The organism is Streptomyces sp. L500 (assembly GCF_054551825.1).
This window is the reverse complement of the sequence record NZ_JBTOLC010000022.1, coordinates 90,507-103,232: the sequence shown is the minus strand read 5'-3', so window position 1 is coordinate 103,232 and position 12,726 is coordinate 90,507. Positions and strand designations below refer to the sequence as shown.

General features: G+C 73.7%; 9 protein-coding genes. 8 read left to right on the top strand and 1 reads right to left on the bottom strand.

Annotated elements, in window-relative coordinates:
• Positions 1 to 210 precede the first annotated feature (210 nt).
• From ACX9I7_RS20810 to ACX9I7_RS20775, 8 genes are all read left to right on the top strand, one after another.
• On the top strand, positions 211 to 1,239 hold the full coding sequence (locus tag ACX9I7_RS20810; RefSeq protein ID WP_459388159.1) for an AI-2E family transporter: 1,029 nt from the start codon (positions 211 to 213) through the stop codon (positions 1,237 to 1,239).
• 44 nt (positions 1,240 to 1,283) lie between these two features.
• Positions 1,284 to 2,420 carry a PP2C family protein-serine/threonine phosphatase gene (locus ACX9I7_RS20805; RefSeq protein ID WP_459388158.1) on the top strand — a complete coding sequence of 379 codons (1,137 nt, stop codon included), beginning with the start codon at positions 1,284 to 1,286 and terminating at the stop codon, positions 2,418 to 2,420.
• Positions 2,417 to 3,337 (top strand): cyclase family protein, encoded by a 921-nt coding sequence (locus ACX9I7_RS20800; RefSeq protein ID WP_459388157.1) that lies wholly within the window; start codon positions 2,417 to 2,419, stop codon positions 3,335 to 3,337. Before ACX9I7_RS20805 ends, ACX9I7_RS20800 begins: the two co-directional genes overlap by 4 nt.
• 64 nt (positions 3,338 to 3,401) lie before the next feature.
• Positions 3,402 to 6,263: a SpoIIE family protein phosphatase gene (locus ACX9I7_RS20795; protein WP_459388156.1), complete on the top strand. Its 2,862-nt coding sequence runs from the start codon at positions 3,402 to 3,404 to the stop codon at positions 6,261 to 6,263.
• A gap of 46 nt (positions 6,264 to 6,309) precedes the next feature.
• Entirely contained in the window at positions 6,310 to 7,854 is a 1,545-nt protein-coding gene (locus ACX9I7_RS20790) for a sugar ABC transporter ATP-binding protein (RefSeq protein ID WP_459388155.1), read from the top strand.
• Positions 7,851 to 8,894, top strand: a complete 1,044-nt coding sequence (locus tag ACX9I7_RS20785; RefSeq protein WP_459388154.1) for an ABC transporter permease — start codon at positions 7,851 to 7,853, stop codon at positions 8,892 to 8,894. The genes ACX9I7_RS20790 and ACX9I7_RS20785 overlap by 4 nt, the downstream gene beginning before the upstream one ends.
• Positions 8,891 to 10,045 (top strand): substrate-binding domain-containing protein, encoded by a 1,155-nt coding sequence (locus ACX9I7_RS20780; protein WP_459388153.1) that lies wholly within the window; start codon positions 8,891 to 8,893, stop codon positions 10,043 to 10,045. Before ACX9I7_RS20785 ends, ACX9I7_RS20780 begins: the two co-directional genes overlap by 4 nt.
• Positions 10,046 to 10,167: 122 nt before the next feature.
• Complete coding sequence (locus ACX9I7_RS20775; protein ID WP_387570779.1) at positions 10,168 to 11,613, top strand: glyceraldehyde-3-phosphate dehydrogenase; 1,446 nt, start codon at positions 10,168 to 10,170, stop codon at positions 11,611 to 11,613.
• Between the two features lie 92 nt (positions 11,614 to 11,705).
• On the opposite strand, the gene ACX9I7_RS20770 is transcribed toward ACX9I7_RS20775, so the two are convergent.
• On the bottom strand, positions 11,706 to 12,704 hold the full coding sequence (locus ACX9I7_RS20770) for a helix-turn-helix transcriptional regulator (protein WP_459388152.1): 999 nt from the start codon (positions 12,702 to 12,704) through the stop codon (positions 11,706 to 11,708).
• Positions 12,705 to 12,726 lie beyond the last annotated feature (22 nt).

Here is a 12,726-nt window from a genome sequence, read left to right as displayed (position 1 = left end):
GAGACCGAATGCCAGGATTTCCCGCATCGGGCCGGTGTCGCGCCACTACCCCGCTTCGTATGTGAGCCGGCTCTCATGGGCGGGCTCACATCCGGCACCCGATTCGCCCACCCGATGTGATCGCACGCTCACGCGAAGGGGTACGTAGAGCCGCGACCCCTGGAGAGAGGACGGGATGTGCCGAGCGACGGTCCGCGGCAAGGCCTGCGGGTGCGGCCGACGTCTTCGTGGTTCACGGCCGGCTTCGGCGTGGGGCTGGGGCTGACGCTGGCCTATACGGTCCTCGATACCGTCCTGCGCATCAGCGGCATCCTCACCCTCCTCCTTCTCTCCCTCTTCGCGGCGATCAGCCTGGAACCCGTGATCGCCTGGATGACCAGGCGACGGATCCGCCGGGGCTGGGCGGTCACCCTCGCGGTCGCCGGGCTGCTGGTGCTGCTGGCGGGGTTTCTCGCGATGGTGATCCCGCCCGTGTCCGAGGAGGCGTCCGCACTCGTCGACGCGGCGCCGAAGTGGGTGGAGCAGTTGCACGACCACCGCTCGCTCCTCGGGCGTCTGGAAGCGCGCTACCACCTGCTGGACCGGGCCCGCCGGGAATTCGGGCCGCACCTCGGCACCACGGTGGTGGGCGGGCTGCTGGGCGCCGGGCACATCGTCGTCAGCGCGGTGACGGGCGCGGGGCTGGTCATCGTGATGACCGTCTACTTCATGGTCGGGATGGAGCAGCTGAAGCGGTTCGCCTACCGGTTCGTCCCGCTCAGCCGCAGGGCGGGCGTGATCCAGCTGACCGAGGAGATCCTGCTGCGGGTCGGCCGGTACATGCTCGGCAACGTCGTCACGTCCGCCATCGCGGGCCTCGCCACGTTCGCCTGGTGCGCCGGGATGGACGTACCCTACCCGGCCGCGCTCGGTGTCTTCGTCGCCCTGATGGACATGATCCCGATCGTGGGGTCGACCATCGGCGGCATCGTCGTCAGCCTCGTCGCCCTGGCGGTGTCCTTCCCCGTCGCGCTCGGCACCGCGGGCTTCTACATCGCCTTCCGGCTGGCCGAGGACTACCTGATCATGCCCAAGGCGATGAGTTTCGCCGTCAATGTGCACCCCATCGTCACGGTCGTGGCCGTGGTGGTCGGCGGGGCGCTGCTGGGCATCGTCGGGGCGCTCATCGCCATCCCCGTCGCCGTGGGCATCGGCATCGTGCTCGACGACGCGGTCTTCCCGCGCATCGACCGCGCCTGAGCAGGCGGGGGGCGCGGCCGCGGCGGGTGGTGTAAGCAGGAGCCATGCACCTTCGGCGAGTCCCCGGGACGCCCCGATCGCCGGGGCGGCCGAGCCGGGCGCTGATCGCCGTTCCGCTGATCATCATCGTGGCCGTCACCGTCGTCGACGTCCTCGCCCCGCCCGCCGTGCACCTGGGCCCCTTCCTCGTCGCCGCCCCCGCCATCACGGCGTCCTTCGCGGGCCCCCGACTGACGGCGGCCGTCGGCGTGATCGCCGTCATGGCCCAGTCGATCGTCGCCGTCGTCCGCACCAGCCTCACCGACCTCAACCACACCCTCCAGATCAGCGCCCTGATCCTGATCTCGGTGATCGTCACCCTCTTCGCCCACCGGCGTGAGCGGCACGAGAGGGAGATGACGCAGCTCAGATCGGTCGCCGAGGCGACCCAGGGCGTGGTGATGCGGCCGTTGCCCCGGCGGGCGGGCCCGCTGCGCATCGGGTCCGTGTACCTCGCGGCCGAGGCGGAGGCGCGGATCGGCGGCGATCTGTACGCGGTGGCGCGCACGGCGCGGAGCACCCGGTTCGTCATCGGGGACGTGCGCGGGAAAGGGCTGGAGGCCATCGGTGACGCCGCGCTGGTGCTCGGTGCCTTCCGGGCCGCCGCGCACCGGCAGGCCGAGCTGCCGGTGCTGGTCGCCGACCTGGAAGGCGCGCTCTCCTCCGGGCTCGGCGACCCGGACGGGGCACGGGAGGAGCGGCCGCACCGGGAGGAGGCGTTCGTCACCGCGGCCGTGCTGGACGTGCCCGACACCGGGCCGGACCTGCGCATGGTCAACTGCGGGCATCCTCCTCCCCTGCTGCTGCGGGACGGGCGGGTCAGCGCGCTGGAGGTGGAGCAGCCCGGGCTGCCGCTGGGGCTCGCCGAGTTCTCCGCCACCGGCTTCGCCGTGGAGTCCTTCGCCTTCGCACCCGGCGATCTCGTCCTGCTGTACACGGACGGGGTCGTGGAGGCGCGCGACGCGGCCGGGCGCTTCTATCCGCTGGCCGAGCGCCTGGCGTCCTGGCCGGGCGGCAGGCCCGAGGCGCTCCTGCGGTATCTGTGCGAGGACCTGCTGGCCCATTCCGGGGGCTTCCTCGGCGACGACGCCGCCCTGGTCGCCGTCCAGCGCACGGCGGCCGAAGGGAGGGGTGGCGGATGAGCGGAACGGTCTCCCGCCAGGAGTTCGACGCGCTTTTCGACGCGGTCCGCGCGTGGGGGCGCTGGGAGGAGGCGCCCGACCGGGGGGCCTGGAACCGGGTGACGAACGAGCATGTGCGGCGGGCGGTGTCCCTGGTGCGGTCCGGGACCGTGGTGCCGATGGGACGGCCGTGGGACACCGTGTCGGGGCCGGACAACGCCAGGCCCGCGCTGCGCTACATGTCCGACCTCGGTGACGTCGAGGCCCCCGAGCCCGCCACCCACAAGGACTTCCTGGGCGCCGACTACCACGGCAAGGCCGTCAGCCACCTGGACGCGCTGTCCCACATCGCCTATCGGGGGCGGCTCTACGACGGCGGTGCCGCCCGGGAGCTCGTCGGCGCGGCGGGCGCCCGTTTCGGCGGTGTCTCGGCGCTCGGCCCGCTGGTGACGAGGGGCGTCCTGCTGGATCTGCCGGCCGTCCGGGGCCTGCCCTGGCTGGAGCCCGGGGAGGCCGTGGGCGCGGCGGACCTCGCCGCCGCCGAGGCGGCGCTCGGCGCGCGGATCGGCGAGGGCGACGCGGTGCTGGTGCGCGTCGGCCGGTTCCGCAGGCGCGCGGAGCTCGGCCCCTGGGACGCCGACGCGGCCTGCGCGGGGCTGCACGTGGACGCCGTGCCCCTGCTGGCCGAGCGCGGCATCGCGCTGCTCGGCGGCGACGGCGACAGCGACGTCCGGCCGTCGCCCGTCGAGGGCGTGCACTCCCCGGTGCACGCCCTCGCCATTGCCGCGATGGGGGTGCCGCTGCTGGACAACCTCGATCTGGAGGAGCTCTCGGCGGCCTGCGCGGCGGCGGGGCGCCATACGTTCCTGCTGGTCGTGGCCCCGCTGAACGTCCCGGGCGGTACGGGCTCGCCCGTCAGCCCGGTCGCGGTGCTCTGACTCCCGCCATCTGGACAAAGTTCTAAAATGGAACATCGGCGCACCAGTGAGGGCGGTGATCCGGATGGGGCTCATGGCGGACGACATCGGCCCTGTGCTCGCCCGGGACCAGTTCCTCCGGGGCGAGTCCGTCGAGGCGGCCGTCCGCGACCCGATCCTGAACTCCTGGCAGCGTTCCGTGTCCCTGGGGCTCTCTCCGGACGGCTGTGAGCTCCCCTTCGTCCAGGACCTCGACATCGAAGGCCGTCTCGCCCGCGCGGCGGGGCCCGTCATGGACCGGCTGCGGGAGCGGTTCGCGGGGCGGAGCGTGAACGTGAGCCTCGCCGACGGGCGCGGGGCCGTGCTGCAGCGCCGCTTCGGCGAGGCCTCGATGGCCGGCCGGCTGCCCGCGATCCAGACCGTGCCCGGCTTCGTGTTCGACGAGAGGTTCGCGGGGACCAACGGCATCGGGCTGGCCCTGGCCGAGCGACGGCTGATCCACGTCTACGGCGCCGAGCACTTCGCCGAACGCTCCCAGGCCAACGCGTGCTCGGCGATACCCGTCCGGGACCCGCTCAGCGGGCGCATCGAGGGGGTGCTGTGCCTGGGCTATCCGCACACGGACGTGGACGTGGCCCTGGACATCGTCATCGGCAAGGCGGCCGGCGCCATCGAGCAGCGGCTGCTGGACCAGAGCTCGGCGCGCGAACGTTCCCTGCTCCAGGCCTACCTCGACATCCGGCGCCGGCTGCCGGCCGCCGACGGCCGGCCGGTCGGGCCCGTCACGAGCGGGCTGGACCGGCGCGACCGGATGGTCCTGGAGGAACGGGCCACCGAGCTGATCTCCGCCGCCCAGCGGGCCGCCGTCGAGGTGGCCCTGCCCAGCGGCCGGCGGGTCACCCTGGTGAGCCGCCCGGTGACGAGCTCCTCCGGCGTGGAGGGCGTCGTCGTCGAGGCGGTCGTGCCCAGCTCGGACATGCGCCTCACCACCCCCACCGAGATCGCCAGCGCCATCCCGTCCCCCACCGCGCCCGTACCGCTCGCCGATGCCCGGTCGCCCGCCCGCGCCGTCGCCACGGCGTACCTGCCCGGCACCGCGGCGCAGACGTCCGGCACGCCTGACGGCGCTCCCGACGGCGCGGGATCCGGCGGGCTCGTGCTCGTGGGCGAGGCGGGGGTGGGCAAGTACGCCGTGGCGGCCCGGCGCCGCCTGGAGCTGCTGTCCGAGGCCAGCACCCGCATCGGCACCACCCTGGACGTGAGCCGCACCGCCCGGGAGCTCGCCGAGATGGCCGTGCCGCGCCTGGCCGACTTCGTCACCATCGACCTTCCCGAGGCCGTGCTGCGCGGCGACGAGCCCACCGACCCCACCCGGGACCTCCACCGGACCGTGGTGCACGGCATCCGGGACGACTGCCCCTTCTACCCCGAAGGCGAGCGGGTCCACCTCCAGCCGACCACGCCCCAACTGCGCTGCCTGACCAGCGGGCGGACGGTGCTGGAGCCCGACCTGCGGTCCGCCACGGGGTGGATCGCCCAGAGCCGCGTGAACGCCCAGCGCATCCTCGCCCACAACGTCCACTCCCTCATCACCGTGCCGCTCCTGGCCCGCGGCATCGCGCTGGGCATCGCGAGCTTCTACCGCGCGCGCGACCCCGCCCCCTTCGGGGACGACGATCGTTCGCTCGCGCAGGAGCTGGCCACCCGCGCCGCCATCTGCATCGACAACGCGCGCCGCTACACCCGTGAGCACGCCATGGTCCTCGCCCTCCAGCACAGCCTGCTGCCGCAGGGCTTCCCCGAGCAGAACGCCGTCGAGGTCGCGCACCGCTACATGCCCGCCGAATCGGGCGTCGGCGGCGACTGGTTCGACGTCATCCCCCTCTCCAGCGCCCGCGTCGCCCTCGTCGTCGGGGACGTCGTCGGCCACGGGCTGCACGCCGCCGCGACCATGGGGCGACTGCGCACCGCCGCGCGCAACTTCGCCGAGCTGGACCTGCCCCCGGACGAGGTCCTCATCCACCTCGACAACCTCGTCGGGCGCCTCGACCGGGAGGAGTGCGGGGACGACCCCTTCTCCGGCATGACCGGCATCATCGGCGCGACCTGTCTGTACGTCATCTACGACCCCACCTCGCAGCGGTGCTGCATGGCCCGGGCCGGGCACTGCCCGCCCGCGCTGGTCCTCCCCGACGGCACCGTCACCTTCCCCGACCTGCCCGCCGGACCACCCCTGGGGCTGGGCGGCCTGCCCTTCGAGACAGCCGAGTTCCACCTGCCCGAGGGCAGCCAGCTGGTCCTCTACACCGACGGGCTCATCGAGGACCGCGACCGCGACTTCGACACCGCCCTGGAGCAGTTGCGCCGGGCCCTGGCCCACCCCAACCGGCCGCCCGAGGAGACCTGCCGGGCCGTCGTGGAGGCCGTCGTCCCCGAGCACCCCTCCGACGACATCGCCCTGCTCGTCGCCCGCACCCACACCCTCGACCCGCACCGCGTCGCCACCTGGGACCTGCCCGCCGACCCGGCGCTCGTCTCCACTGTGCGCGCCGCGGTCGCCCGGCGACTGGCCGCGTGGGGGCTGGACGAGATCTGCTTCGACATCGAGCTGCTGCTCAGCGAGCTGGTCACCAACGCCGTCCGGTACGGCAGCGGCCCCATCCAGGTGCGGCTGCTCTACGACCGCACCCTGACCTGCGAGGTGTCCGACACCAGCAGCACCGCCCCGCACCTGCGCCACGCCGCGACCACCGACGAGGGCGGCCGGGGCCTGTTCCTCGTGGCGCGGCTCTCCCAGGCCTGGGGCACCCGCTACACCGCCGAGGGCAAGGTCATCTGGGCGGAGTGCGCGCTGGAGATGCCCTCGGGGAAGGCCGGCGAAGCCGCCGGGGCCGCCCTGGACCCCTTCGGGTCCCTCGGCTCCTTCGACGACATCCCCGCGATCTGACGGCCCATCCGGCGCCGGGGCCGAAGGGCGACGTAGCATGTCGGACATGCGGTATCTCGTCCGCATCCGCGGCCTCAGCAAGCGGTTCGGCGGCACCCTGGCGCTGGACGCGGTCGACCTCGACATCCCGGCCGGCGGCGTCCTGGCCCTGCTCGGCCCCAACGGCGCCGGGAAGTCCACGCTCATCAAGGTGCTCGCGGGCGTCCACCACCCGGACGCCGGCGAAGTGACCGTCGCCGGGCACCCGCTGGGCACCGAGGCGGCCCGCCGCGCCATGTCCTTCATCCACCAGGACCTGGGCCTGGTCGAATGGATGACGGTCGCCGAGAACATCGCCCTGGGCACCGGCTATCCGCGCCGCGCCGGACTGATCTCCTGGCGGCGCGTCCGCCGGCGGTGCGCCGAGGCCCTCGCCGTCGTCGCCGCGCACCTCGACCCGGACGCCGCCGTCGCCGACCTCACCCGGGCGGAACGCTCCCTGGTGGCCATCGCCCGCGCCCTGTCCGTCCGGGCCGCGCTGATCGTCCTGGACGAGCCGACCGCCAGCCTCCCGGCGGCGGACCGCGCGCGGCTCTTCACCGTCCTGCGCGCCTTGCGCGACCGCGGCCACGGCGTCGTCCTCGTCACCCACCGGCTGGACGAGGTGCGGGAGGTCGCCGACACCTTCGCCGTCCTGCGCGACGGCCGCGTCGTCAGCCACGGCCCGGTCGCCGGCTACCCCACCCACCGGCTGGTGCACGACGTCGTGGGCCACGACCCCGGCCGCCACCACGCCCCCGCGCCCGCCACCGGGCCGGTCGTCCTCGATGTCGACGGCGTCCGGACGGAGGACACCGCGCCCGTGACCCTGCGGCTGCGCGCCGGCGAGGCCCTCGGCCTCGTGGGGCTCACCGGCGCCGGGCACACCACCCTGGGCCGTGCCCTCGCCGGGGCGCGGCCGGTCCTCGGCGGCCGGATGCTGCTGGCCGGCCGGCCCTACCACCCGGACACCGTCGCCCACGCCGTCGCCGCCGGCGTCGGCTTCGTCAGCAGCGACCGGCAGGGCGAGGGCTGCGCCCCCGACCTGTCCGTACGGGAGAACTTCCTGGCCAACCCCCGGGCGGGCGGGACGCCGGGCACCCACTGGATCAGCCCCGGCCCCGAGCGCGCCGAGGCCGTCGCGCTGATCGAACGCTTCTCGGTGCGGCCCCGGGACAGCGAACGACCGATCGCCACCCTGTCGGGCGGGAACCAGCAGAAGGTCATGCTCGGCCGGTGGCTGCGGCTGCCCCGGACCCTGCTGGTCCTGGAGGAGCCGACGGCCGGGGTGGACGTCGGCGCCAAGGCGGCGGTCCACCGGCTGCTCCGGGAGGCGCTGGCCGGCGGGCTGGCCGTGCTGCTCGTCTCCAGCGACTTCGAGGAGGTCGCCGACGTGTGCCACCGGGCCCTCGTCCTCGTGCGCGGGGCCGTGACGGCGGAGCCGGCCGGAGCGGCCCTGACCGCCGCCGCGCTCACCCGCGCCGCCTCGGCCATGCCACCGCTCACCGGCGACCCCGGCGGAGACAACGGCGGGGGCACGGGCGGGAACCGCGCCACCGGGGCGCCGGAGTGACCCCGCCGGGCCCGGGCCGGCGGATCCTGGCCGGCCGTCTCGGGGACCTCGGGCACCTCGGGCACCTCCTCGGCGCCTACGGCCTCCTGACCCTCACCGTCCTGCTGTTCATCGTCTTCTCCCTCGCCCTGCCGGACACCTTCCCCACCCTCGACAACATCTCCGCCATCCTGTCCAACCAGTCCATCCCCGCCGCCCTCGCGCTCGGCGCGACGATCCCCATCGCCGCCGGCCGGTTCGACCTGTCCATCGGCTACGGCCTCGGCCTCGCGCACGTCATGACGATGCGGCTGATCGTCACCCACGGGTGGCCCTGGCCACTGGCCTGCCTCGTGGTGGTCCTCGGCGGCGCGGCCGTCGGCGCCGTCAACGGCGTCGTCGTCGAATACGCGAGGATCGACTCGTTCATCGCCACCCTCGGCACCGGCAGCGTCATGTACGCCGTCACCGGCTGGATCACCGACGGCGCCCGGGTCGTGCCCGGCCCGCACGGCCTACCGGCCGCCTTCACCGACCTCTACGACTCCCGGTTCCTGGGCCTGCCCGTCCCCGCCTTCTACGTCCTCGCGCTCACCGCCGTCCTGTGGCTGCTCCTGGAGCGGCTCCCCCTGGGCCGGTACCTGTACGTCATCGGCTCCAACCCCCGCGCGGCCGAGCTCGTGGGCATCCCCTCGCGGCGCTTCGTCATCCACGCCTTCACCGTCTCGGGCGTGGTCGTCGGCGGCGCCGGGGTCCTGCTGGCCGCGCAGCAGCAGATCGGCAACCCCAGCGTCGGCATGGACTACCTGCTGCCCGCCTTCGTCGGCGCGCTGCTCGGCTCCACCGCCATCCGGCCCGGCCGGGCCAACGCCCTGGGCACGCTCGTCGCCGTCACCGTCCTCGCCGTCGGTCTCGCCGGCATCGGCCAGCTCGGCGCCCGCTTCTGGGTCACGCCGCTGTTCAACGGCGGCACCCTGCTCGTCGCCGTCGGCGTGGCGGGCTACGCCGCGCGCCGCCAGCTGCGCCGCCGCCGCGCCGAACCGTCCGGGGTCGCTCCGTGAGGGGCGCGCGCGGCGGGACGACCGGAACGGCCGTGGCGCTCGTCCTGCTGCTCGCCGCGCTGGCCGGCTGCGAGCGGGGTTCCTCCGCCCGTCCCGCGCCCCCGCCGCCCCCGAGGACGGCGACGGCCGGCTGTCCGGGCGCCCTGGCCCGGGCCGGGGCTGCCGTCCGCCGGGCCCGGACGGCCGATCCTGCCCGGAGCGGCCCCACCACGGGGCCCCGGGCGGTTCCCGGCAAGTCCCTCGTGTACGTGGCGCAGTCCATGACCAACCCCGGCGTCGCCGGCACCGTCGCGGGCGTACGGGACGCCGCGCGCGTCATCGGCTGGACCGTGCGGGTGATCGACGGCCAGGGCACCCCGTCCGGCATCCAGGCGGCGTTCAGCCAGGCCGTCACCCTGCGCCCCTCGGGGATCGTCGTCGGCGGCTTCGACCCCCGGCTGACCTCTCGCCAGGTGGCGCGGGCCGAGGCCGCGCGGATCCCGCTCGTCGGCTGGCACGCGGTCGCCACGCCCGGCCCGAGCGAACGTCCACGGCTCTTCACCAACGTCACCACCAGGGTCGAGGACGTCGCCAGGATCAGCGCGGACTGGGTGATCGACCACTCCGGTGGCGCCGCGGGGGTCGTCGTGTTCACGGACGCCTCCATCCCCTTCGCCCGGCACAAGTCCGACCTCGTCAAGGAGCGGCTCGCCACCTGCCCCGGGGTCCGGCTGCTGGCGGAGGAGAACATCCCCCTGCCGGACACGAGCAGCCGCACCCCCCAGGAGGTCTCCTCGCTCCTCGCCCGCTTCGGGGACGACTGGACCCACTCCGTCGCCATCAACGACGTCTACTTCGCCGACGCCGCCCCGGCCCTCCGCGCGGCCCGCAGGAGGGGCGGCGGCGCCCCGTACAACATCGGCGCGGGCGACGGCGACCCCTCCGCCTTCGAGCGGATCGAGAGCCGGCAGTTCCAGGCGGCCACCGTGCCCGAGCCGCTCTCCCAGCAGGGCTGGCAGGCCGTCGACGAGTTCAACCGCGCCTTCTCCGGCGCCCCCGCCAGCGGCTATGTCGCGCCCGTCCACATCGCCACGGCGACGAACAGCGACAGCGCCACATCCTGGGATCCACGGGGGTACCGGGAGGCCTACCGGAGGATCTGGGGGCGATGACGCCAGCGAATCGAAGGGAAACCGGCCGCGAAGAGTGGCACATCTCCCACCGGAGACCCCTTGAAGGATCGAAAGAGCATCGGGATAGCATGTGAGCGCCTCCTAGCTCGAAAGAGAAGCCTGTGACTGTCAACGACGACTCGTTCACAAACTGGAAGAACCGCGAGGAGATCGCGGAGTCGATGATCCCCATCATCGGGAAGCTGCACCGCGAGCGGGACGTCACCGTTCTGGTGCACAGCCGCTCCCTGGTGAACAAGTCGGTGGTCAGCATCCTCAAGACCCACCGATTCGCCCGGCAGATCGCCGGGGAGGAGCTCTCGGTCACCGAGACGCTGCCCTTCCTGCAGGCTCTCACCACCCTCGATCTCGGTCCCTCCCAGATCGACATCGGCATGCTGGCCGCGACGTACCGGACCGACGACCGCGGCCTGTCGGTGGAGGCGTTCACCGCCGAGGCCGTCGCCGGGGCCACGGGCGACAACAAGATCGAGTGCCGCCAGGGACGCGACGTCGTCCTCTACGGCTTCGGCCGCATCGGCCGCCTCGTCGCCCGGCTCCTGATCGAGAAGGCCGGCTCGGGCAACGGCCTGCGGCTGCGCGCCATCGTCGTCCGCCAGGGCGGCGAGCAGGACATCGTGAAGCGCGCCTCGCTGCTGCGGCGCGACTCCATCCACGGCCAGTTCCAGGGCACGATCACCGTCGACGAGGCGAACAGCACGATCGTCGCCAACGGCAACGCGATCAAGGTGATCTACGCCAACGACCCGTCCGAGGTCGACTACACGGCGTACGGCATCAAGGACGCCATCCTCATCGACAACACCGGCAAGTGGCGCGACCGCGAGGGCCTGTCGAAGCACCTGCGCCCCGGCATCGACAAGGTCGTCCTGACCGCGCCGGGCAAGGGCGACGTCCCCAACATCGTCCACGGCGTCAACCACGACACGATCAAGCCGGACGAGCAGATCCTGTCCTGCGCGTCCTGCACCACCAACGCGATCGTCCCGCCGCTGAAGGCGATGGACGACGAGTACGGTGTGCTGCGCGGCCACGTGGAGACCGTCCACTCGTTCACCAACGACCAGAACCTGCTGGACAACTACCACAAGGCCGACCGCCGCGGCCGCTCGGCGCCGCTGAACATGGTCATCACGGAGACCGGCGCCGCCTCCGCCGTCGCCAAGGCCCTGCCGGACCTCAAGGCGCCGATCACCGGCAGCTCGATCCGCGTCCCGGTCCCGGACGTCTCGATAGCGATCCTCAGCCTGCGACTGGGCCGTGAGACCACCCGCGAGGAGGTCCTCGACTACCTCCGCAACGTCTCGCTGACCTCGCCGCTCAAGCGCCAGATCGACTTCACCACGGCTCCGGACGCGGTCTCCAGCGACTTCATCGGCTCGCGCCACGCGTCGATCGTCGACGCCGGCGCCACGAAGGTCGACGGCGACAACGCGATCCTCTACCTCTGGTACGACAACGAGTTCGGCTACTCCTGCCAGGTCATCCGCGTCGTCCAGCACGTCTCCGGGGTGGAGTACCCCACCTACCCGGCCCCGCTGGCCTGATCCGGCGGACCGCCGACGCGGTCCACAAGGCCGTGGCCTCCGCTCCCTGTGTTCCCACGGGAAGCGGAGGCCGCGGCCTTGTGCCGTTCCGGTCAGGGGGCCGGTTCGAGGCCCCAGGCCACGGCCCGGCCCGCGGCCGCCACGCGGTTGGGGACGTCGAGCTTGGCGAGGATGTGCTCGATGTGGGTGGCGACGGTGCGCGGACTGACGTACAGACGGTCGGCGATCTCGCGGTTGGTGCGCCCTTGGGTGAGTTCGGCCAGCACTTCCAGCTCGCGCGGGGAGAGTGCCGCCGGGCGGGCGACCGTGCGGCACACGACGACCGTGCGGTCCCCTTGACGGGTCAGGTGCAGTTCGAGCATCCGCTGCCGGTACGGCACCAGCACCGTGGCCGGCAGGGTGCGCCGCGCGGCCGTCCGCCGCAGCAGGGCCACGAGCGGGGAGCCGGCCTCGGTGAGGCCGGGCAGCGGCTCCCCGCTCAACGGCACCGGCGTGGCTTCCCCCGCGCCGTCGGCGTCCGGCAGGAGCACGGCGCAGGTGTGGCCGGAGCCGCCGGGCCCCTGGGAGCGGTGCCCGGCGAGCGGGTCGGCGACGGCCGCGAGGCACTCGCCCAGCAGGGTCAGCACGGCCCGGACGGCCGGCTGGTCGCACCGGGCCCGGGTGGTGCTGAGGTTGAGGATGCCCACGTACCGGCCGTCGGCGGAGAACAGGCACTGGGCCACGCCGTCCTGGACGCCCAGGGGTTCGAGGACCTCCTGGAACCCGGTGGAGGCCCCGCGCACCGGTGCGGGCACGTCGTGCCACCAGCTCGTCGTGCCCGGCGCGTGCCGGATGAGCGCGAAGGCCGGATCGTCGTGCAGCCGGGTCTCGATGTAGCGGGTGGTGCCCGCCGGATAGCTGCCGGCCAGCGTCACATGGCGGCGGAGCAGCGGGTCCCAGCGGGACAGCGCCGCGTGGTCGTGGTCGATCAGCGCGGACAGCGCCGTCAGGACGGCGTCCGCGTCGCCCTTCCCCCGCACGGCGTGGCGCGCGGCCTCGCGTACGCCCAGGGCGGCTCCGAGGAGGTCCGTCGTGCTCGGCTGTGCTGTCATCCGGTCAGAATGATCAACGGGT